This window comes from Microbulbifer hainanensis (assembly GCF_014904735.1).
Taxonomy (GTDB): domain Bacteria; phylum Pseudomonadota; class Gammaproteobacteria; order Pseudomonadales; family Cellvibrionaceae; genus Microbulbifer; species Microbulbifer hainanensis.
In genome coordinates, this window is record NZ_JACZCR010000020.1 from 1 (window position 1) to 21,969 (window position 21,969).

Sequence of the window (21,969 nt, forward strand, 5' to 3'; positions counted from 1 at the left end):
CACAGCGGTGACGGCGGCCGGCTGCCGCCGGTGAAGGGGGAGAGCGGGATCAATCTGCTGCTCAACGGCGTCTACGACCTGCACTCCGGCACCGCCAACAGCGATTTCACCGGCGCCGCCCAGCAACTGCTCGCCGACCACCACCGTCGCGCGCTGGTGATCCTGGTGACCAACCTGCGTGACGAGGACAGCGACGAGCTGCTCGGCGCCGTGCAACTGCTGTCTCGCCAGCACCTGGTGATGGTGGCCAGCCTGCGCGAAACCTCCGTGGATGCGCTGCGCCGCCGACCGGTCCGGCAGTTCAATGACGCGCTCGAACTGGCCGCCGCCGAGGACTTCCTGCAACGCCGCGCGCGCCTGCTGCAGCAGTTGCAGGCGCGCAATGTGATTGTCGTCGACACCCAGCCGGACCAGCTGCATATGGCGCTGGTGGAGAACTACTGGCGACTCAAACGCAGCGGGCGTATCTGACGTCAAGCTTTGAGGCTCGGTTCGGGGAGCCGGGGCGGGGTACGCCTTTCCGAGACGCGGGCTAGGCGCCCCCCTTTACTACATCCCTGGACCCACAGCACTCGCTGCGCTCGCGGGGCCGGCCCTAGGCTCGTAATCGGCATCCCTGTCTCATACGCTCCCGGAAAGGCGTACCCCGCCCCGGCATGTGCCAAACTGGCAGTCCGCAACTCCGAAGCCGTTCCTCCCCGAAGAACTCAATGCGCAGGCCCCGCTGCCGGGGGCCGTCTGCGAAACATTTGCCGATCAGGCTGTTGAGCAGGCGGCCACCGGCAGCGGGACCGCCCCCAAGCCAGCTGCACTGTCCGGCCGGCCGCCACCGGCGTATAATCCGCCCCCGCAGGACGCCCGCGGCCGCCCGCCGCAGATTCATCAGGAACAAGCTGTTCAACTACCGAGTGGTCCAGACCTATGCTCAACCTCGCCGAACTCAAGTCCGCCGCGGTGAAAACCGATCCCTATCCGTATTTCTACCTGGAGCGCTCAGTCCAGCCAGAGCATATTCAGGCCCTGATCGACGAGTTCCCGGCGCTGGACCAGGGCGGCAGCTTCAATTTCGCCGAATTCGATACCCCGGCCAAGCTGCGCCAGTTCATCGAGGAGTTCGACAGCCCCGAGGTGCGCCGCATCATCGAGGAGAAATTCGACGTGGACCTGGCGGGCAAGCCGATGATGGCGACCCTGCGCGGCTACTCCCGGGCCAAGGACGGACGTATCCATACCGATTCCAAGACCAAGGTGATCACCGTCCTGGTGTACCTGAACGAGAACTGGGAGCCGGAGACCGGCCGCCTGCGCATCCTGCGCAACGGCACTGATATGGACGATTACGTCGAGGAACTGCTGCCCGGACCGAGTTCACTGGTGGCGTTCAAGGTGACCGACAACTGCTGGCACGGCTACCCGAGCTTCGAGGGCAGACGCCAGGCGATCCAGATCAACTTCCTGACCGGCGACAGCGCCCGCAGCAAGCACCAGTTCTTCCACGGCATCAGCGCCAAGTTAAAGCGGCTGTTCCGCTAACCAGCGCTAGTTGCGCTGTACTTGCTCGAAGATAAAAGTAACGGCGCCATGACACAGCGCAGACAGCTGGGAAAAAGCCAGTTTCGCCTGTCCCGCGGGCAGGCGGTACTGCTGTTATGCCTGTTCCTGGCCGTGCGCGGCCTGGTGCCGGCCGGCTTTATGCCGGCCCCGCTCAGCGCCGGCGCCCCCTACGGTTTCTGTCACGGGGACGGGAATAGTGCCCTGCTGCTGCAGTGGCTGCAGCGTGACTATCCCCAAAAGCAGGGCGAGCACCACCACCACGGTGGCCACCATCACGATGCGCTGACCGCGCACTCCTTCGCCGACAACCACTGTAACTTCTCCGCCGTGGCCGGCCTCGCCACAGCGCCGTCCCCCGACCTGCTGCTGTCCGTTAGCGGCACAGCGCTACCGGTCCCCGCGCCCGCCACCACAGCGGCGCTCAGCCGCGACTATGTGCTGCCGCCCGGCCGCGCGCCGCCATGTTTCCCGTTCGCATAAGCCACACCAACCGATAAAAAATTTCGTATGCGCGGCCGCCGCGCGGCGTGCGCGTGCGCCTGCACGGGAAAAAACAATGAACATCGCTCGAAATAACAAACTGCCACTGCGCTCAGCGCTGAGTCTGGCGATCATCGCCTGCTGCAGTTGCGCTGCCGGGGCCCAAGCCAATACCGGGGCCGACAACGAGCGCGACACCGGTATCGAACAGATGGTCGTCACCGGCGTGAAGACGCAACAGCCCCTGAACCTGTCCACCGACCCCAAGAAACCCCGCCAGCCGCTGCCCGCCAACGATGGCGCCGACTACCTGAAGACCATCGCCGGCTTTTCTGTCATCCGCAAGGGCGGCAGCGACGGCGACCCGGTACTCCGCGGTATGGCGGGCTCGCGCCTGAATATGTTGATCGATGGCGAGACCATTCTCGGCGGCTGCAGCAATCGTATGGACCCGCCGACCGCCTATATCTTTCCCGAGACCCTCGACAGCATCAAAGTGATCAAGGGTCCGGAGACGGTCAAATACGGCCCGGGCAACTCCGCCGGCGTAGTGCTGTTTGAGCGCGACCGCGAGCGTCCGGCCGAGGCCGGCTGGCACCTGCACAGCAGCCTGCTGGCGGCCAGCGCCGGCCGCCGGGACGGCACCGTCGACGCCAGCTATAGCTCGCCGGAATTCTCCCTGCGCGGCTCCGCCACCAGCGCTTCTTCCGACGACTACCAAGACGGCGATGGCGTCACCGTGCACTCCAACTACGATCGCTGGAACGGCCAGCTCAGCGCCGCCTGGACGCCGGACGCCGACACCCGCTACGAGCTCAGCGCCAGCCGCGGCGACGGCGAGGCGGCCTATGCGGACCGCGGTGTGGACGGTGCCAAGTTCGCGCGGGAAAACTACAGCGCCAGTTATTCACGGCGGAATATCGGCGAGCTGCTGCAGTCGGTCGAAATGCAGGTTTACTACAACTACGTCGACCACGTGATGGACAACTACAGTCTGCGCAAACCCGGCGGCGCCATGGCAATGCCGATGGTGATGAACCCCGATCGTGAGACCACCGGTGGCAAGCTGGCACTGGTGCTGACCCCGACCGACGATATCCAGTGGACCCTGGGGCTGGATGCCCGCGACGACCGCCACCGCAACCTCAACGCCATGGGCCCGCAGGCACTGGGCTACCGCAATCTTGCTCGGCACGCCGATGCCGAATTCCAGCAGCTGGGACTCTACTCCGAAGCCAGCTGGGAGCCGGTTCCCGGCCGCCGCTGGATCGCCGGGGCGCGGGTGGACAACTGGGAAGTGAAGGACCTGCGCAACCTGGTAATGCTGTCGATGATGCAGTCGGTGGCCAACCCCACCGCCGGCGACAACCGCGAGGAGCAGCTACACAGCGGCTTCCTGCGCTACGAATTTGCATTGGACAGCGCGCCATCCAGTTCCGCCACCGTCTACGCTGGCCTCGGCTATACCGAGCGCTTCCCCGACTACTGGGAGATGTTCGCCAAGGAAACCGAGGATTCCGTCAGCGCGCTGGGTATAGCTCCGGAGAAGACCACGCAGCTGGATGTCGGCTACCTCTACAGCGGCGAGCGGCTATCCGCGAGCCTGTCCGCCTTCGCCAACACCATCGACGACTACCTGATGATCCAGACCGGCTTTATGAAGCCGGCCCAGTCTATGGGTATGGAGATGGGCATGAATACGGGTTCGATGGGCGGCATGAACGAGATGCGCGGCGCCAGTATCGTGCGCAATATCGACGCGCGCTCCTGGGGCCTGGAGGCGGACCTGAACTACCAACTGCAGGACAACTGGCGCACCGAACTGACTGTATCCTCGGTGCGCGGTGCCAACGACAGCGACGACACCACCCTGGCCCAGTTGCCGCCGCTGGAGGCGCGCCTGGGTCTCTACTACGAACTGCCCCAGTGGTCGGCGGGCATCCTGTGGCGCAGTATCGCCAGCCAGGAGCGCGTGGATATCGGCAAGGGCAATATCGCCGGCCAGGACTTCGGCCCCACCGACGGCGCCGATGTACTGTCCATCAACGGTGGCTGGCGCGCGAGTAAGGTGGTGCTGATCACCGCCGGCGTCGACAATTTACTCGACGAGACCTACGCCGAGCACATCAGTCGCGCCGGTGTCGCCATTCCCGGATTTGACCAGCTTGCCCGGATTAACGAGCCGGGCCGGACTCTGTGGCTGAAGGGGGTTTACAGTTTCTAGAGGTTTGGCAATTCCGATTGCCGTCCGTGGCCGCAATCGGAAGCTATGAATGTATTCAGAAACGGTAACTGAAATTAACCGTTAGCGAGCGCAGGTGGCCGAGATCAAAATCGGTCACCCGCCCTACATCGTTGTAGTTGTACTCGATGGAGGTGTCGAAATCCCGCGTCCACATATAGCGGTAGCCGACACCGGCGTTCCAGTAGTTGTCACTACCGTCGCGGTACACCGGCACAATGACACGGCGATCATCCCTGCGCACCGTATCCACACTAAAATCACCGTAACTCCAACCCGCCATCCAGTAGAGACACTGCACGTCGCAATTCAGGGTGAAGTCCACTTTGAAATTGACGCCGTACTGGTCCACGGATACGCCGCCGTCATCGAAATAGGAATAGCGCAATTCCACCTGCCACAGGCCAATGGCCGGCGTGATACCGACACTGCCGTAGGCAAAAGTGTCCTGATCCCGGTTGATCTGCAACTTGCCAACACCGGCACCGAGCGTGCCGATCACCCGGTACTCGCCGGCACAGATACCTTCGAACGGATTATTCCACTCGACCGCGGCGGCAGTGGCAGAACACAGCATCGCGAGCACAAACAAAATCTTTTTCATCACTACCTTCCTTGGCGGCTTTCTTGTTCGGACTTTCGGACACGCAGTGCTTCAGTCAACGCTCCGTTTTCGGCGAAGACGCGGACTGTGCATGAGCTACATCGATGATTGCCCAGATACCGCCGGCGAATGCGGGATTAGTGCGCAGCGTGTCGACCTGCCCCGGGGGGGGAGGGGTTTCCCCGGCGGCCCGCAACTCCTCCAGGCGTTGCAGAATGGTCTCGGCCATTTTCTGCAAAGTGGCATCCAGGGTATCCGCGTGGCAATGGCAGTGGGGAAGATCCGGCGCTATTGCACCGAACCCGGCGTACTCAATGTTGTGAACCACAACCGGATATCGCATTGGGAGTTACTCTTATCGCGTTAACTCACCAAGCGTAGACGGAATTTATTTTTTCGTGGCAAGTTGGCGCGGTAAACCCGGCGGGAAAAGAGAATTAATTCGCAAAGAAATTCTTAATTGAAAAATATTTTTCTCAGCGTGGAATTCGCCCTAATAGGGCACGCCGGGAAAATATCATTTCCTTGTAGGTCTGCTGCAGAGAAAGGTCGAGTTCGCTGTCGGCATCGAACATCTCTTCCATCTGGCGCTGCAGCCAGGTGATCTCGGCCTGTAGCTGCTGGCGCAGCTGGCGGATATCGCCATCACTGAGATTTACGTGGGCAGTGGCGGGCTGGGACATAGCTCTACCTCGACCGGAATTTGCGACTGACGGCGTCGAAAACTTCCAAAGGTTGAAGTCCCCGCGGGCAATACGCCCGCAGGAATACAGTAAAGCTTAGTAGATCGGCGGTTACTTGGTGAGTAATTCGCGCCAGGCGAATGACTGGTCACCGATTACGTAGAAAAACGGATTCAGCAGGGAGTCCTTGGTGTTGTAGCGCAGCAGCTCGAACTGTTCGTCCACGACGATACCTCCGGCGGCCTCCACCACTGCTTGAGCCGCGGCGGTGTCCCACTCGCAGGTGGGCGCCAGGCGCGGATAGAGATCGGCGGCGCCTTCGGCCACCAGGCACAACTTCAGGGAACTGCCCATATTCTTGCAGGCGACGCTGCCCAGCGCGGATTCGATGGATTCCACCAGCTGGTCCACCGCACCGGCACCGTGGCTGCGGCTCGCCACCAGCTCCACCGGCTCGCCGGCATCCAGGCGCGGCTGCAGGCTGCGCACCTGAATCGCCGTTTCGCCGTCGGCGGTGCGCTTGAAGGCACCGCCATCTTTGCAACCGGCATAGGTGATGTTCAACACGGGCACATAGACCACCCCCAGCACCGGTTCGCCGTTTTCGACCAGGGCAACGTTGACGGTGAATTCACCGGTACGGCGGATGAATTCCTTGGTGCCATCGAGCGGATCGACAATCCAGTAGCGCTGCCACTGGCCTCGCTCCTCGAAGGACGGCATTTCCTGCTCCTCAGACAGGACCGGCACGCCGTCGAGCAGCTTCGCCAGCGCAGGCGCAAGGATGTTGTGCGCCGCCAGGTCGGCGGCGGTCACCGGGGAGTCGTCCGCCTTGGTGTCCACTTCCAACTCGGCGCTGCTGTGGTAAACCTCGAGAATCGCCTCGCCAGCGCGAGCGCAGATATCAATGACCTGTTCCAGTAATGCCTTGTCCATAACTCCCCCCGTTTGATTGAACGCCGCATTATACGCACTCACCGGCACCGGGCCACGCCGACAATCCCCAGGCGACCGCGCAGTAGCTGTGGATAGTTTCTAGGCGGGAAACAGATCTTCGATGGACAGATAGCGCTCACCGGTGTCGTAGCTGAACACCAGCACCCGGTTGCCGGCGGCAAAGTCGCCCTCGCGCTTTTTCACTGCGGCGAGGCTGGCGCCGGAGGAGATGCCGACAAAAATCCCCTCGCGCAGGGCGCACTCGCGCGCCATGGCGAAACTCTCCTCTTCGGTGACCTGGATGGTGCCGTCCAGCGTGCCGATATTGAGAATGTCCGGGATAAAGCCGGCACCGATACCCTGCAGGCGATGCGGCCCCTTCTCGCAGCCGCTGATCACGGCGGATTTTTCCGGTTCCACGGCAAAGGTCTGCAGCTGCGGAAACGCCTGCTTCAGCACCTCACTGCAACCGGTGATATGTCCACCGGTGCCGACTCCGGTGATCAGGTAATCCAGCCCCTCGGGAAAATCCTCGATGATTTCCCGCGCAGTCGTCTGGCGGTGCACTTCGGCATTGGCCGGATTGCGGAACTGCTGTGGCATCCAGCTGTTGTCGTATTGTTCCAGCAGCTCCTGCGCCTTTTCGATAGCGCCGGGCATACCGGTCTCCTTGGGCGTCAGCACCAGTTCCGCACCCAATGCCTTCATGATCTTGCGGCGCTCCACCGACATGGATTCAGGCATGGTCAGGATCAGCCGGTAGCCCTTGACCGCCGCCACCATCGCCAGCCCGATACCGGTGTTTCCCGACGTGGGCTCGATAATCACGCCGCCAGGTTTCAGCTCGCCGCCGGCCTCGGCCGCCTCGATCATCGACAGTGCAATACGATCCTTGATACTGGCGCCGGGGTTGAAGCGCTCCACTTTCATCCATACCTCGATATCCGGCCGGAACAGATGATTGATACGGACATGGGGCGTATTGCCGATGGTTTCGAGGATATTGGCTGCTTTCATGCGCGACGCTCTCCCTTTTCGTTCACGAGCTGGAATGCGGAATATACCGCGTTAATAGCGCGCGGCGATGATTGCACCACCGCGGGCTTTGCCGAATACTGAGCCGCCGAGCACACCATAAAACCAACAAAAACACGAGCCCCAATATGACCGCCACCGCAGCCAGCCCGCACACGGGTACCCCCACGGCCTCCAATAACGGCCTGCTCGCCGCCTTTGTGGCCAGCGCCGCGCTCTACATGCTCCTAGACGGCATTGGCCTGAACGGCACCTGGATGGCCGCCCTGAAAATCGTGCCCATCGCGCTCCTCGCGGTGATCGCCCGGCGCGAGCTGTCCGGAAGCACCCGCGTACTGACGCTGGCCGCCCTGGGCTTTTCGGCACTGGGCGACGTATTGCTGGCGCTGGAATTCCCCAACCAGTTTGTCTTTGGTCTCGGCGCCTTCCTGCTGGCCCAGCTGACCTACGCCGGCAACTTCCTGCGCACGGCGCAGTTCGGCAGCCGCCGTTTTGCCCTGCGCGGGCTGGCGGTCGCGACCGCGGCGGCGCTGCTGGCCAAACAGGTGTTGCCCGGCGCCGGCGAGCTGACTCTGCCAGTGCTGGTTTACATGGGCGCAATCGTGGCCATGGCACTGTCCGCCGCCGCCCACCGCAGTGGGTCTTCACTATTGTTCGCCGGGGCGGTGACCTTTCTGGTGTCCGATGCGCTGATCGCGCTCAATCGCTTCGTGGATCCGGTGCCCCTGGCCGGCAGCTGGATCATGCTGACCTACTACGTCGCACAGGCACTGCTGGTGGTGGGCACGATCCGCGCACATTTGGCGAGCCGCGGCGCTTGAGGGCATAATGGCCGCCGTTTTTTTGTACAATTAAGCTAAGCCGTACGCGGCGGCCATTCGAGGTGAACATGTTGGACTGGAGCCGGATCGATACGGTGCTGCTGGATATGGACGGCACCCTGCTGGATCTGCATTACGACAACCATTTCTGGATGGAACACCTGCCCCTGCGCTATGCGCAAGCCAACGGAATCGACCTGGTCGAGGCACAGGCGCTGGTGACCCGCTTGACCGACGAGCTCAAGGGCACCCTGGACTGGTACTGCCTGCACTACTGGTCCGACGCCCTGAAACTGGATGTGCCCGCCATCTACCGGGAGATCGAGGAACGCATCGCCCTGCGCCCCCATACCGACGCCTTCCTGCGCAGCCTGCGCAGTATGGGCAAGCGCACATTGCTAGCGACCAACGCCCACCCGGATGGCCTCGGCCACAAGCTTCAGATCACTGGTATCGATCAGTGGCTGGACGAGATAATTTCTTCCCACGACCTGGGACACGCGAAGGAAAGCAGCCTGTTCTGGCACGCCCTGCAGGAACGCCAACCCTTCGATCCCGGCCGCACCCTATTCGTGGACGACAACCTGCAGGTGCTCGGCGCCGCGCGGGACTACGGTATCGCCCACCTGCTGTGCATCCGCCAGCCGGACAGCCGCGGCCCCCTGCGGGATATCGCCGAGTTTCCGGCGATCCACCATTTCGACGAGATTATGACGCCCTGATCGCACAAGCCGCGCTTTCAGCTCGCCCCGCTCCCAAATGACTCCCGACGAAGTAATCCATGGAAAAAGTACGTATCGACAAATGGCTCTGGGCCGCCCGCTTCTTCAAGACCCGCAGCATCGCCAAGCAGGCCATCGAGGGCGGCAAGGTCCACGCGGACGGTCAGCGCGTCAAAGCCAGTAAGGAAATCACCACCGGTATCACACTGACTATCCGCCAGGGCTGGGACCAGGTGGACGTGGAGGTGCTGGCATTGTCGGATCAGCGCCGCGGCGCCGACATCGCCCGCACGCTGTATCGGGAAACCGAGACCAGCGCGGCGCGGCGCGAACAGGCCCGCGTCGAGCGCCAGGCCAGTAACGCCGGCATTCGCGCCGAGCGACCGAACAAGAAGCAGCGCCGGCAGATCCACCGCTTTCTGCGCGAACAGGACTGATTCGCCACGCTTTATCCGCCGTCGCAGTGGAGCCGTCCGCCCAACTGGCGGGGCAACTGCTAAACTGGCCCCGCAACCAGAGATAACAACAGTCCGAAAAGACAAGCGGTCCAAGATGAAACGACTCCTCGCCCTCGCCCTGCTGATGCTGTTCGCCGTGCAGTCCATCGCTGCCGACAGCGAACAGGAGCAGCTCAAGCGCTCCATCATCAAGATCTACACCACGGCCGCTGCGCCGGACTATTTCAACCCCTGGGCTCTGTTGAACCCGCAGCAGCTGTCGGGCTCCGGCGCTGTCATCAGCGGTGAGCGAATACTCACAAACGCCCACGTGGTGGCGAACGGCAGTTATATCCAGGTACAGCGCCATGGCGACGCACAGAAATTCCGCGCGCGGGTGCAGTTCGTCTCCCACGAGGCGGACCTGGCGCTGCTTACGGTCGAGGACGAGAGTTTCTTCGAGGGCACCCGCCCGCTGGCCCTGGGCAAGCTGCCCGAACTGCAGGAAGAGGTCACGGTTTACGGCTACCCGATGGGCGGCAAGTCCCTGTCCATTACCCGCGGCGTGCTCTCGAGGGTCGAACACCAGTATTACGCCCACGCCGACAGCTACCTGATGGCGGGCCAGATTGATGCCGCCATCAATCCCGGCAACAGCGGCGGCCCGGTGATCTCCAACGGCCGCATCGTCGGCGTGGCGATGCAGACCAATCACAGTCAGGGCGCGGAAAACCTGGGCTATTTCGTGCCGCCGAGCGTGATCGAGCACGTGCTGGAAGATGCCGTCGATGGCGTGCAGCAGGGCTTCCCGGAACTGGGCGCGGTGACCCAGAGCATGGAGAGCCCGGCGATGAAAGCGGAGGCGGGCCTTTCCGATGACGAAGAGGGCGCGCTGGTGGTGAAGGTTTTCGCCGATACCCCCGCCGCCGAAGTCTTGAAGCCCGGAGACGTGCTGCTGGCGGTGGACGGCTACCCTATCGCCTCCGATCGCACCGTGGAGTGGCGCGAGAATCAGCGCACCAACTACCACTACGCAGTGGACCTACACCACGTGGGCGACACCTTGCCGGTGCGCTTCTCCCGCCATGGCGAGATCCACAAGGCGCAGATCACCCTGGCGGCGCCGCCGCCCTCGCGTTCGCTGGTGCTGAGCGAACAGTACGACCAGCGCCCCCGCTATTACATCTACGGTGGCGTGGTATTCGTGCCGCTGAACATGAACCTGATCAAGCGCTGGGGCAACAACTGGCACTCCAAGGCACCGATTGATTACCTCTACGCGCGCAACCAGTGGAGCGATACCAAGCACCGCGAACTGGTCGTGGCGCTGAAGGTCCTGCCTGCCGCCGTCAACCTCGGCTACCACGACTGGAAGAACTGGATCATCGACTCGGTCAACGGCCAACCGGTACCGGATTTCGATACCTTCGCCCGCCTGATGGAGAGCAATCAGCAGCCGTTCGTGGACCTGCGCGACGAAGCCGGATATCGCATGGTGCTGGACGCCGCCGCTGCGCGCGAACAGCAACCGATGATTCTGCAGACCTACCATATTCCCCAGCGTCACTCACAGGGACTGTTCAGTACGCTGGCACAGAAAGACAGCGGCGATTAAGCACCGCTTTTTTACCATTTGAAAGGGGAAGGCAAATGTTGAATGCAACACGGATCTGTCTTTGCGCGCTGCTGCTCACCGCCGCCAGTGCCGACGCCGAAGAACTCTATCGCTGGGTGGACGCCGACGGGCAGGTGCACTTCGGCGATCGCCCACCGCAGTCGGCCAAAGCGGAAGATATTGAAGACAAGCTGCGACCGATCAACAGCGCAGATGCCCCAACCCCGCATAAGGCTGCCAGCGGCACGCAGCAGGCCAATCTGCAGCAGCAATACGAGAGTCGCCAGCGCCAGCAGGCCCAGCAGCAGCGCCGGCAAGTGGCGCAGGCCTGCCGCAAAGCGCAGCGCGATCTACATATCCTGCAGGGTAGGGTGATGTTCGTCGACGCCAACGGCAAAGAAGTGAAGATCACCGAGCGCGAACGCCAGCAGCGCGCCGCCGAATTGCAGCGCGAAATCAGCCGCGTCTGCGGCTAACTGTGTCGCGCGCGCGAACTACCATTTAGGGACAGGCACCTCTAAAATCCCGCGGTTTTGTAACCGAGGCAATCGATCCATGTCCGATCAGCTGGAACGCTTTATCTTTTCCCAACACGATATCCGCGGCCAGATGGTGACGCTCACCGAGTCCTACCGCGCCGTGCTGGAGAACAACCAGCTGCCGCCGCCGGTGGCGCAACTGCTGGGAGAATTCCTCGCCGCCGCCTGCCTGCTGTCGACCACCCTGAAATTCGAGGGCCTGCTGGTACTGCAGGCCCGCGGCGAGGGCGATGTACCGCTGATTCTGGCCGAGTGCACCCACCACAGCGACCTGCGCGGCATCGCCCGCGTGGCCGACGGAGCCCAGATCGACGACGCGGCCACGCTGCAGCAGCTGATCGGCAATCGCGGCGCCCTCGCCATCACCATCGAACCCCGCGACGGCGAACGCTACCAGGGCATTGTGCCGCTGGAAAAAGATACGCTGGCCGAGTGCCTGGAGGATTACTTCACCCAGTCCGAACAGCTGGAAACCCGCTTCTGGATTGAATCCAGCCCGGAGACGGTGGGCGGCATCATGCTGCAGGTACTGCCGGGGAACAACGCGGCCAGCGCCGAGGAGAACCGCGACGCCTGGGAAACCGCGCAACACCTGGCGGCAACCGTGACCCCCCAGGAGTTGCACGAAGTGCCCCACGACCAGTTGCTGCACCGCCTGTTCCACCAGCTGAAGCCGGCGGCGCTGGGTACCGCCAATATCCGCTTCAAGTGCAGCTGCTCCCGCGAGCGCAGTGCCCGCGCACTCATCTCGCTCGGCCCCGAGGATGTCTACCAGCTGCTGGAGCAGCAGGGCGGGGAGATCACTGCCGACTGCCAGTTCTGCAATGCGCAGTACCGCTTCGATCGCGACCAGATCGAAAACCTGTTCAACGCCCCGCCCCACACCCTGCACTGATGTCAGTCGCGCGCCGCCGGTCATCCCCTGGGGATCGGGCGGCGCGCCGGTCGCCTCGCTGCCCACCCATGATTGTGACCAATAGGTGGCAAAGGGACTATAAAACGTATAAATCCCCCTGGCTGATTCGGGTAGTGAAACGGCGGATTCCCGTGGAAACCCTGGTGCCAATAAGTCCCACAACCCGGGCGATGAAAGTGGCCCCAGCACGAAATCCCCACTCACCGGCACCACACCCACCAGCGCTTTCGCAAACCGCCGAAAAACGGGCATTTTCAGCCCTTTATTCATTAATTCAATGTAGTATTTTTACATCATCGATCAGACGAATTGCGTGAGATAAAATTTCACCTGACAACGCTGTCAACGATTAAAAAATAAACACTTTTTCTACCCGGCAAAATTGAAGTTTGCCATAATGCGCCCCCCGAATTTCGGCGCCGCGATTCCCGCACCCGCGGCGGCACTATGTTTTCTTTATACAACTCACGGGTAATCGACGAATGGCACAGATCGACGAGACGATGCAGGTCCTGAAAAACCTGGCGTCGGCGCAACTGGTGGAGCAGGCTCTGGCACGTGGCGAGGGCAAGCTGTCCGATACCGGCGCCCTGGTCACCGAGACCGGCGCACGTACCGGCCGCTCCCCGGCGGACCGCTTCGTGGTGGAAGAGGCTTCCACCAGTGACAGCATCGACTGGGGCAGCGTCAACCGCCCCTTCCCACAGGAAAAGTTCGATGCCCTGTGGAACCGCGTCGAGGACTTCGTCGCCAGCCACGACAACTTCGTGCAGCAGCTGCACGTCGGCCAGCACGAAGACTACTACCTGCCCGTCGTCGTTACCGCCCAGACTGCCTGGCACAGCCTGTTCGCGCGCAACATGTTCATTCGCGCGGAAAAGTACAACCCGAAGGGCAAGGAAGAGTGGCGCATCCTGCACTCACCGAACTTCGTCTGTGACCCCGAGCGCGACGGCACCAACTCCGAAGCTGTGGTCATCATCAACTTCGCCCAGCGCAAGGTTCTGCTGGCGGGCATGCGCTACGCCGGCGAAATGAAGAAAGCCATGTTCTCCGTGCAGAACTTCCTGCTGCCGGAAAAAGACGTGATGCCGATGCACTGCGCGGCCAACGTGGGCAAAGACGGCGATGTGTGCCTGTTCTTCGGTCTGTCCGGCACCGGCAAAACCACCCTGTCTGCCGACCCCGATCGCTACCTGATCGGCGATGACGAACACGGTTGGGCCAAGGGCGGCGTGTTCAATATCGAGGGCGGCTGCTACGCCAAGACCATCAACCTGAGCAAGGAAAACGAGCCGGTCATCTGGGACGCAATCCGTTTCGGCGCCATCGTTGAAAACGTGGTGACCGATGAAGCCGGCACCCCCGATTACCACGACACCAGCCTGACCGAGAACGGTCGCTGCTCCTACCCGCTGGAGCACGTGGTCATGCGCCAGCCGGGTAACCAGGCCGGCGAGCCGAAGAACGTGATCTTCCTGACCTGCGACGTCTCCGGTGTACTGCCTCCGGTGTCCATCCTGTCCAAGGAAGCCGCGGCCTACCACTTCCTGTCCGGCTATACCGCCCGCGTGGGCTCCACCGAGCTGGGCGCGGAAGCGGGTATTCACCCGACCTTCTCCACCTGCTTCGGTGCGCCGTTCATGCCGCGCGCGCCGCGCGAATACGCCGACCTGCTGATGAAGCGTATCGAGGACTTCGGCTCCAAAGTCTACCTGGTCAACACCGGCTGGACCGGCGGCTCAGGCGACAACGGCAAGCGCTTCCCGATTCCGGTCACCCGCGCTGTCGTCGCCGCGATCCAGAGCGGCGCGCTGGAAGCTGCCCAAACCGAGCACCTGGATATCCTCAACCTGGACATCCCGCTGGAAGTCCCGGGTGTAGACAAAGCGTACCTGAACCCGCGTGAAGCCTGGGCCGACAGCGCCGCCTACGACGCACAGGCTGCCAAGCTGGCCCAGCTGTTCGCCGAGAACATCGAGAAGTTCAAGGTGAGCGACGACGTCAAGGCCGCCGGCCCGAAAGCCTAACGGCCGACAGGGCGGGCGACAGCCCGCCCTGATGCCTGCGAAAAAGCCCCCGTGGAGCCATCCGCGGGGGCTTTTTTTATGACCGCATTGATGGCGCCGGCGGCGCATTTTTAACGGCTATAGTGAATAAAGGGGCACCGATCCAGGTTGTCGGCGAACCGCGTTTTTTTCTTATCGCAGTACGCGCGAGTCAGCGATATGCCCGCAGACAACTGCATATCCAAAGTCGAGTTTCACTTTCGCCCAATGCCGCCGGGCAGATGGGTCAACCGCTGGGTGGTGGCCGGAATTTCTGTGGTGCTGATGGCCGTGGTGGGCGCGCTGTGGCTGTACCTCTATGTGAAGTCCCTGGAAAAGCCCTACAGCGAGCTCCGGGGCTACCGGGTGCCCACCCAGGAGAGTGTCGACCGCTTTCTGCGCCAGGGTAACCACCGCGCGCGCTTTGCGCAGATGCTGGATTATTTCGACCGCCGCGGCGTCGGCGAGGTTGTCGAACCACAGAGCCTGCTGCGTCAGGGCACCGACTGGCTGGATATCAGCGAGCCCGCATTCGCCATCGCCCCGGAGTCCCTGTGGCCCACCATGGTCACAACTCTGACGCTGGTCCGCGACGAACTGGTGCCGAGTATTGGACCGGTGGAAGTGCTGTCCGCCTACCGCACCGACAATTACAACCGCAAGACCGGCGGCAGCCGCAGCAGCAAGCACCGCGATTTCTGCGGCCTGGACCTGGTGCCGCAATCCAACATCAGCCGCAAGGAACTGATCGAGGAAATGAAAGCCCTGCACGCGCGGCTCGGCCCGGCGAGCCATATGGGTCTCGGCTTTTCCAGCAATCTCCGCTTTCATATCGACACCTGCGGTTACCGCACCTGGTAACCGCGGTCACCTGATCACACAGCGATGGATATCAAAGAGACCGAAGACCACGAATTTGTCGACATCCACATCGAGCGCCGCCGCTTTGTCTGGATCACCCTGCTGGTGCTCGCGGGAACAATCGTGCTGGTGGTACTGACGGTCGACAAGGTGCGCGAGCTGGCGGAACGGATTGTTACCCCGGTAGAGTACCGGCCGATTCCCGAGGTCTACGATATCAAGGGCTACGCCGCAGCTTCACAGAGCGCCTTCGAAAAATTTCTGCAGAAGGGGGACAATCGGGAAAACTTCGCCAAACTGGAAAACTACCTGCAACAAAACAAGGTGGACCAGGTGGTCCCCCTCTATGAACTGCTCCGACAGGGCTCCGACTGGCAGGAGGTGGGCGAGCCACCCTTCGCCATCCCGCCGCCCAAGTACTGGCCGAGCATGGTGGCAACCCTGCGGGTGCTGCAGAAGGAAATCATCCCGCGAATCGGCCCCGTCACAGTCCTCTCCGGCTGGCGCACGACCAAGTACAACGCCAAGGCCGGTGGAGCAAAAACCAGCAAGCACATGCACTTCTGCGGGCTGGATATGATTCCGCAGCGGAACTACACCCGCAAGCAGCTGGTGCCCAAACTGCGCAAAATCCACAATAAGGTCGGCAAGAAGTGGGACGTGGGGCTCGGGATCTACAGCGGCATCCGCTTCCATGTAGACACCTGCGGCTACCGGCGCTGGTAAGCGCTGACGGCCACTGGTAAAAAGCGGCGGCTTCTGCTTACATAGGCGCGATGCGGGAACGGGTCTGCATAGCACCAGGGCGATAGCGCGATAACAATAATCGAGGGATACAGGCAGTGCACGAAAAGCTGGAACGGCGCTCATTTATTTTTTCACTGTTGCTGGTGACACTCGCATTCGCGCTATTGCTGAAGCCCTTCTTCACGCCGATATTCTGGGCCTGCGCCATCGCATTGATTTTCTATCCGGTCTACCGGCGGTTACTGCGGCGATTCCCCAATTGGCCCAATCTGACCGCGCTGCTGACCCTGCTAATTTGTATTGTGCTGGTGGTGATTCCGGTACTGCTGGTAGCCAGCTCCTTTATCAATGAAGGGGTCAGCGTTTTCCAGAAGGCCCAGAGCGGCCAGATCGACCTGTCCCAGCAGATAGAACAGGTACGCAGCGCCTTCCCCGGTATCAATGCGTTTTTCGACCGCATCGGTATCGACTTCGATCAGCTCAAGGCGCGCCTGCTCAACGGCCTGATGAACGCCGGCAGCTTCCTCGCGCGCAACGCTCTGGCACTGGGGCAGAACACGCTCAACTTTTTCATCATGCTCGGGCTGATGCTCTACCTGACCTTCTTCCTGATCCGCGATGGCGAGAATCTGGTGGCGCTGCTGATCCGCGCGATGCCGCTGGGGGACGAACGCGAGCAACTGCTGTTGGCGAAGTTTGCCGAAGTCACGCGCGCGACCATCAAGGGCAACCTTGTCGTCGCCGTGACCCAGGGCACCCTGGGCGGGCTGATTTTCTGGATCCTGGGCCTGCCCGCGCCGCTGCTGTGGGGTGTGGTGATGTCACTGCTGTCGCTGTTGCCCGCAGTCGGCGCTGCCCTCATCTGGTTTCCCGCAGCTCTCTACCTGTACGCTACCGGTGATATCGTCAAGGCATCGGTGCTGATGCTGTTCGGCGTTCTGGTTATCAGCCTGGTCGACAATATCCTGCGCCCCATCCTCGTGGGCCGCGACACCAAGTTGCCGGACTATATTGTCCTGTTTTCCACCGTGGGAGGCCTGATGATGTTCGGTATCAGCGGCTTCGCCATAGGCCCGTTGCTGGCCGCGCTGTTTATGGCCTTCTGGGAAATCTTTATGCGGGAGTTCATCAACACTTCCGGCGAAGCGGAGCTTGAACCATAGCTTTCCTCACTGCTGCGAACTCTTGAGCAGCTTATTGAGTTCCGCCATGGGGCGCTGATCTATCGTCAGCAGCCCCTCCAATGCGCGATCCATATCCGCGATCAACACGATCACGGTGGCAAATGTCAGTGCCAGGGCCAGGGCCACTTTCAGAGAGCGTCCGCGGCTGATGCCGAACTGGAAACCGATCATCAGCATCGCCAGTATCGTCATAAAATAGAGTGCCAGCCAGATAGGCCCCGGGATGCGGTACTCCAGCCCCACGATCACCCGCGAGTAGTGAAAGTTGATGACCGTATTGAGCGGTTCAACAAACTGCCGCAGGTAACCGGGGCTGTATCGATGCTGCAGGTGTTCGTCCACCAGCGCCCACAGGGCTTCATGGATGGCCTCACTCCGCGCCAGGTCCTCGTCCGTCACCTTGTCCTTTACCGGATCGATATCCCGCAATTCCACATATTCACGCAACAGTTTTCGCGCGCGCGGCTGCGCCTGGGCCTCGAGAAAGCTCGCGCGCAGGTAAGTGGTATGGATGGCATTGACCTCGTCCAGAAGCAATGCCTTGCGCTGGTTGAAGCGATTCGCGGTGAGGTTGAAAGTGAACGCGAGCAGGAAAGCCAGAAGCCCCAGCGACGCGGCGACCGCACTGCCCACCGACGAGTCTTTCGCCTCGCGGTTTTGCTGGCGATGGCGACGCCCGATGGCGATGCCCACCATCAGTGAGGCCAGCACCACCAACACAGTCCCGATATAGACAAAGGGCAGGGAAACAATGTGAAACAGGTTGCCGGCAGTGTGGACGAAATCGATCATGCAGTGACTTCCAAATCTGGACGGTTCATTACCACTGCTCAATTCTGGCCCAGATGCGCCCTCTCCGCCGCCGGCTGCGGGCGATGCTGCGTCGCCGCAATCCCCGCATCCTGCAACAGCAGTGTTATCCGGCGACAGCGAAACCTCTGGCACCGTGATCTGTCATCAGCCGCCACGCGTATACAGGTTTCAGGCTGCCGGGCCGGCCACATCGCCCGCCGCTGGCGACAAAACAAAATGGTGGCTTCTGCCGGAACACGCGGTAGCATAAGGTCACACGACAACAAATACCGACTGAACCACTAGGAGACGCTATGACACGCTTACTGGGATTTCTGCTCGCCGCCCTCACCAGCCTGCCACTGATGGCGCTGGAAGTTGGCGAACCCGCTCCTGACTTCACCCTGCAGGCATCGGACGGCAATACTTATTCACTGGCAGACTTCAAGGGCAAAAAAGCAGTCGTGGTCGCCTGGTATCCAAAGGCGTTTACCAAGGGCTGCACCATCGAGTGTAAATCCCTCGCCGAGAACGGCCACCTGATCCGCGAATATGATGTTGCCTACTTTATGGCAAGCACTGACGAAGTGGATACGAACAAGAAGTTTGCTGAAGAGCACGAAGCCGACTTCCCGCTGCTCAGTGACCCCGACGGCGCCGTGGCAAAGGCCTACGACGTGCGTATGCCGATGATTAATATCGCCCGCCGCATCACCGTGTATATCGGCAAAGACGGACGCATCACCAAGATCGACAAGGATATTCACCCGGCCACCAGCGCTGAAGATATCGCCAAGACCCTGGGGGAGCTGGGAATTGCCAGAAAAGGTTGAGATATAGAGGCAACCCGGTAATGCCGGTGCCCTATCTTTACTCAGACGAAAGCAGCGGATTCCGCTGCTTTTTTCATGGGTCTACAGATAAACTGGCAAAGTGATTCGGCCAATTGGTGGGACGCCAGGTTGCGCTCGACGATGCGCGGATCCAATGTTCCACTCTCAACCACCGCAAGCCATTCGTCCAGCATCCCGGCGAAACCCTTGCTGGCGAGCATCGGTGTCCAGTCTTTCAGCGCCAGTCGGGACTCCTGTCCATCTTTCCAGCGGCGCCCTTCAACGAACGAGTCGAATTCGTAGGCTTCATTGGCAAGCTGCGCACTGACGTGTTCCATGGTAATTCCGAACTGCCGGTTCATCGAGGCATGCAACATGGTAGCGCCGTGCTGCCACTGCACATCGACGCGGGCCAGCTGCGCACCGTCGCGCTGGAAGGTCACATAGGTATTATCGAGATGCGCCCTGCCGAAAATGTTGACGCTGTCTAGCGGGTGGATGAAATCGTCGAAGATAAAGGTGCGCATATCGCCGGCCATATCATAGCGGTGTTTTTCCCAGCGCAGCGCGCGCAAATCCATCCGCGTTCCCTGCTGGACACCCGGCAGTTGCGCGTTGAACATTGGAATATGGCGACGGTTAAAACCGACATACAGCGGTTGCCGATGGCTGTACGACAGCTCGTACAGGCGCTCGCAGGCCTCGGCACTGTCCGCGAGCGGCTTGTCGACGAAAGTGGGAATACCATTTCTCAGGAAAAAACCGGCCATTTCCGCATGCACTTCAGTGGCCGCGTGAATCATAACGCCGTCCACGCGGTGCGAGAGCAGTTCGCGGTAATCGCGACAGATTTCGACTACGCGGTAGCGCTCGCACAGTGACTGCAGGCGATCCGCATCGCGGCTACACAACACCAGCTCGACACCGCCCATTTGCGCCATCAACGGGAGATAGGCCTTCTGTGCAATCGCCCCCAGTCCGACCATGGCAATTTTCATTTTTTAACTCTCCATGCGGGAAATCAGGTTGTCAGCGGGGAGAGGCAGGGCGCCGTTGACAATGCAACGGTCACTACTGGTAGATCTTGCCGTGGTGTTTTAACCACCCACTGACATGGCGGCGCTCCGGATCGCGGTGGGTCCAGTGAATCACCCCTCCCTTGGCATTCCACTCATACTCCCCGTAGAAGACGACGGTATCTCCTTTACGCAGATCACTGACCTTCGGTGCCAGATCAATATTGTGGGCGACCAAAACCGTTTGTCCACTGGGCAGCTCCAGGATGAACCTCTGGTGCCTGGATCCTTTCAGGTCATCGGATAGAATTTTGATCACAGTACCCCGACCCTCGACCTGTATATCGCTTTGCCGGTTTCTATAGGCCGTCTGCAGTGCGCTGTTATAAATGCTGGGAGTTTGGTCAACAGCCGGGGGAGTCGCATCCTGAAGCTGCAGGAAGCTGTAGGCAAGCAGCAGGGCGATGGCCAAAAACAGAAATTTCTTCATGGGTTGTTGGATTATTTTTATCGCGTCTACTGGCAAGGAATAATTAGATATCGACAAACTTGGGCAGCAGCATCAAGCCAAGACCAACCAGCACCAGTGCTTGCGAACTTTCAAAAAAGTAGGGATAGATCATCAACCCAATCCCTGCGAGGCGAGCTGCAACATTAGACTGTCTTTTACCGTACAGGAAATAACCCAGACCAATAGAGCCAAAAACCAGGCCCCATAGCAAATTAGCTGTATTCATAGAAAAACCATTCTTACCACACTCAACAATACTTATTGAGGCATACGTTTGTGAAGTAAGCCCATCTGCTTATCGCCCCGATGATGCTGACTGAGGGATATTGCAAAAACGACTTCTAAATCGATTCTTGCAGGGACTTATGCTGACAACACGCAGCGATATTCCTATGGGTCTTCCAGCTTTCGCTGAGAACTAAAAATTCAGCTATTTATATCGAACTCAAGCCACAGTGTATAGGAACCAGGCAGGCAACTCTGTTGCCGCAGTCCGAACATTCGCTGCGCCGCACACCGGTGACGACACCTTGCCATTGGATACAAAGATCGTGAAATCGAATGGGGAGATTCTAGTGCGCCGCGCGCTGCGATGCCTGAAGCCGTTCGTTGAGTTCCGACATCGGCGTTTGTTCCACTATTAATAAACCCTGGTAAGACCGATCCAGGTCGGCAATCATGACAATAACCACGGAAAAGGCCAGCGCTAGGGACAACTCCACCTGCAACGAGCCCCGGCGGCCCACACCCTGCTGGAAGCCGATGCCGAACATGGCTAAAGCTGTGATGACGTATAACGCCGCCCAGATCGGGGGCATTATGTGATAGTTGATGCCAACATAGAGGCGCGACGTATTGGAGTCAATCAGCTCATTCAGGACCTCGTAGAAACCCCGCAGTCGCAGACCGTCGTAACCCGATGTGCTGAGCTGCCCGACAATTTGCCAGAGTTCACGCTGAATCGCCTCGCTGCGCACAAGACGCTCTTCGAAGTCGACAACCTTGCTCGGGTGAAAATCACGCAAGTTCACATATTCCGCCAGCAACGCCCTCGCGCGCTTGCGTTCAGGAGCCGGCAGTAAATCAGCACGCAGATAGGTAGTGCTGATGATGTTGACCTCGTCCAATAAAAGCGCCTTACGCTGAATGAATCGATTAGCGGCCATATTGAAGGTGAAGGCCAGCATAAAGGCCAACAGGGCGAGGGTGGCAGCCACCGCACTGCCGAGCGACGCATCTCCAGATTTACCGCGACGCGCCGTTCGACGGCCGAAAAGATTGCCAACCGCCAGTGCTATCAGCACCAGCAAAATGGAAGCAGCACAGACAGCGGTAAGGGATAGGGCGTTAAAGGGGTCACGGAGAAACATGGACTGCACCGGCGTTTTAGCCA

At 60.6% G+C, this 21,969-nt stretch carries 24 protein-coding genes and 1 pseudogene; 15 read left to right on the plus strand and 10 right to left on the minus strand.

Features of this window, described 5'->3' with window-relative positions:
* The 4 genes and pseudogenes from IG168_RS06200 to IG168_RS06215 form a co-directional block, all read left to right on the plus strand.
* Positions 1-471: pseudogene (locus IG168_RS06200) on the plus strand (DUF58 domain-containing protein); the annotation flags it as partial.
* 450 nt (positions 472-921) lie between these two features.
* Positions 922-1,533: a 2OG-Fe(II) oxygenase gene (locus IG168_RS06205; protein WP_193162960.1), complete on the plus strand. Its 612-nt coding sequence runs from the start codon at positions 922-924 to the stop codon at positions 1,531-1,533.
* 48 nt (positions 1,534-1,581) lie between these two features.
* A complete protein-coding gene (locus tag IG168_RS06210) occupies positions 1,582-2,034 on the plus strand; it encodes a hypothetical protein (RefSeq protein WP_193162962.1) in 453 nt (150 codons plus the stop codon).
* A gap of 76 nt (positions 2,035-2,110) precedes the next feature.
* Positions 2,111-4,258, plus strand: a complete 2,148-nt coding sequence (locus IG168_RS06215) for a TonB-dependent copper receptor (RefSeq protein ID WP_193162964.1) — start codon at positions 2,111-2,113, stop codon at positions 4,256-4,258.
* A 55-nt stretch (positions 4,259-4,313) separates the two neighbouring features.
* Here the strand turns inward: IG168_RS06215 and IG168_RS06220 are convergent, their stop codons facing one another.
* The 5 genes from IG168_RS06220 to cysK form a co-directional block, all read right to left on the minus strand.
* Positions 4,314-4,880 (minus strand): outer membrane beta-barrel protein, encoded by a 567-nt coding sequence (locus IG168_RS06220; protein ID WP_193162966.1) that lies wholly within the window; start codon positions 4,878-4,880, stop codon positions 4,314-4,316.
* A gap of 55 nt (positions 4,881-4,935) precedes the next feature.
* Positions 4,936-5,223: a type II toxin-antitoxin system HicB family antitoxin gene (locus IG168_RS06225; protein WP_193162968.1), complete on the minus strand. Its 288-nt coding sequence runs from the start codon at positions 5,221-5,223 to the stop codon at positions 4,936-4,938.
* Positions 5,224-5,356: 133 nt separating this feature from the next.
* Positions 5,357-5,563 carry a hypothetical protein gene (locus tag IG168_RS06230; RefSeq protein WP_193162970.1) on the minus strand — a complete coding sequence of 69 codons (207 nt, stop codon included), beginning with the start codon at positions 5,561-5,563 and terminating at the stop codon, positions 5,357-5,359.
* 111 nt (positions 5,564-5,674) lie between these two features.
* Entirely contained in the window at positions 5,675-6,499 is an 825-nt protein-coding gene (gene cysQ, locus IG168_RS06235) for a 3'(2'),5'-bisphosphate nucleotidase CysQ (protein WP_193162972.1), read from the minus strand.
* 99 nt (positions 6,500-6,598) lie between these two features.
* Complete coding sequence (cysK, locus tag IG168_RS06240) at positions 6,599-7,516, minus strand: cysteine synthase A (RefSeq protein WP_193162974.1); 918 nt, start codon at positions 7,514-7,516, stop codon at positions 6,599-6,601.
* Between the two features lie 146 nt (positions 7,517-7,662).
* On the opposite strand from cysK, the gene IG168_RS06245 reads away from it, so the two are divergent.
* From IG168_RS06245 to IG168_RS06290, 10 genes are all read left to right on the plus strand, one after another.
* On the plus strand, positions 7,663-8,355 hold the full coding sequence (locus IG168_RS06245) for a lysoplasmalogenase (RefSeq protein WP_193162976.1): 693 nt from the start codon (positions 7,663-7,665) through the stop codon (positions 8,353-8,355).
* Positions 8,356-8,423: 68 nt separating this feature from the next.
* Positions 8,424-9,077, plus strand: coding sequence for a GMP/IMP nucleotidase (gene yrfG, locus IG168_RS06250; RefSeq protein ID WP_193162978.1), 654 nt, complete (start codon positions 8,424-8,426; stop codon positions 9,075-9,077).
* Positions 9,078-9,136: 59 nt separating this feature from the next.
* A complete protein-coding gene (locus IG168_RS06255; RefSeq protein WP_193162980.1) occupies positions 9,137-9,514 on the plus strand; it encodes an RNA-binding S4 domain-containing protein in 378 nt (125 codons plus the stop codon).
* 115 nt (positions 9,515-9,629) lie between these two features.
* Positions 9,630-11,129 carry a S1C family serine protease gene (locus IG168_RS06260; RefSeq protein WP_193162982.1) on the plus strand — a complete coding sequence of 500 codons (1,500 nt, stop codon included), beginning with the start codon at positions 9,630-9,632 and terminating at the stop codon, positions 11,127-11,129.
* Between the two features lie 35 nt (positions 11,130-11,164).
* Positions 11,165-11,605 carry a DUF4124 domain-containing protein gene (locus IG168_RS06265; protein WP_193162984.1) on the plus strand — a complete coding sequence of 147 codons (441 nt, stop codon included), beginning with the start codon at positions 11,165-11,167 and terminating at the stop codon, positions 11,603-11,605.
* 79 nt (positions 11,606-11,684) lie between these two features.
* On the plus strand, positions 11,685-12,563 hold the full coding sequence (hslO, locus tag IG168_RS06270) for an Hsp33 family molecular chaperone HslO (protein WP_193162986.1): 879 nt from the start codon (positions 11,685-11,687) through the stop codon (positions 12,561-12,563).
* A gap of 503 nt (positions 12,564-13,066) precedes the next feature.
* Positions 13,067-14,614 (plus strand): phosphoenolpyruvate carboxykinase, encoded by a 1,548-nt coding sequence (locus tag IG168_RS06275; RefSeq protein ID WP_193162988.1) that lies wholly within the window; start codon positions 13,067-13,069, stop codon positions 14,612-14,614.
* Between the two features lie 198 nt (positions 14,615-14,812).
* On the plus strand, positions 14,813-15,493 hold the full coding sequence (locus tag IG168_RS06280) for a D-Ala-D-Ala carboxypeptidase family metallohydrolase (RefSeq protein ID WP_193162990.1): 681 nt from the start codon (positions 14,813-14,815) through the stop codon (positions 15,491-15,493).
* A 24-nt stretch (positions 15,494-15,517) separates the two neighbouring features.
* Positions 15,518-16,219, plus strand: coding sequence for a D-Ala-D-Ala carboxypeptidase family metallohydrolase (locus tag IG168_RS06285; protein ID WP_193162992.1), 702 nt, complete (start codon positions 15,518-15,520; stop codon positions 16,217-16,219).
* A 116-nt stretch (positions 16,220-16,335) separates the two neighbouring features.
* Positions 16,336-17,403 (plus strand): AI-2E family transporter, encoded by a 1,068-nt coding sequence (locus IG168_RS06290; protein WP_193162994.1) that lies wholly within the window; start codon positions 16,336-16,338, stop codon positions 17,401-17,403.
* 6 nt (positions 17,404-17,409) lie between these two features.
* On the opposite strand, the gene IG168_RS06295 is transcribed toward IG168_RS06290, so the two are convergent.
* Positions 17,410-18,216, minus strand: coding sequence for a bestrophin-like domain (locus tag IG168_RS06295; RefSeq protein ID WP_193162996.1), 807 nt, complete (start codon positions 18,214-18,216; stop codon positions 17,410-17,412).
* Positions 18,217-18,530: 314 nt separating this feature from the next.
* Here IG168_RS06295 and IG168_RS06300 point away from each other — a divergent pair, with 314 nt between their 5' ends.
* The gene (locus IG168_RS06300) at positions 18,531-19,049 is read left to right on the plus strand and encodes a peroxiredoxin (protein ID WP_193162998.1); all 519 of its coding nucleotides are present in this window, start codon (positions 18,531-18,533) and stop codon (positions 19,047-19,049) included.
* A gap of 41 nt (positions 19,050-19,090) precedes the next feature.
* On the opposite strand, the gene IG168_RS06305 is transcribed toward IG168_RS06300, so the two are convergent.
* From IG168_RS06305 to IG168_RS06320, 4 genes are all read right to left on the minus strand, one after another.
* Positions 19,091-20,047 carry a Gfo/Idh/MocA family protein gene (locus IG168_RS06305; protein WP_193163000.1) on the minus strand — a complete coding sequence of 319 codons (957 nt, stop codon included), beginning with the start codon at positions 20,045-20,047 and terminating at the stop codon, positions 19,091-19,093.
* Positions 20,048-20,120: 73 nt separating this feature from the next.
* Positions 20,121-20,555, minus strand: coding sequence for a DUF3465 domain-containing protein (locus tag IG168_RS06310; protein WP_193163002.1), 435 nt, complete (start codon positions 20,553-20,555; stop codon positions 20,121-20,123).
* A gap of 43 nt (positions 20,556-20,598) precedes the next feature.
* Positions 20,599-20,802: a hypothetical protein gene (locus tag IG168_RS06315; RefSeq protein ID WP_193163004.1), complete on the minus strand. Its 204-nt coding sequence runs from the start codon at positions 20,800-20,802 to the stop codon at positions 20,599-20,601.
* A 346-nt stretch (positions 20,803-21,148) separates the two neighbouring features.
* Entirely contained in the window at positions 21,149-21,946 is a 798-nt protein-coding gene (locus IG168_RS06320) for a bestrophin-like domain (RefSeq protein WP_193163006.1), read from the minus strand.
* Positions 21,947-21,969: the final 23 nt, after the last annotated feature.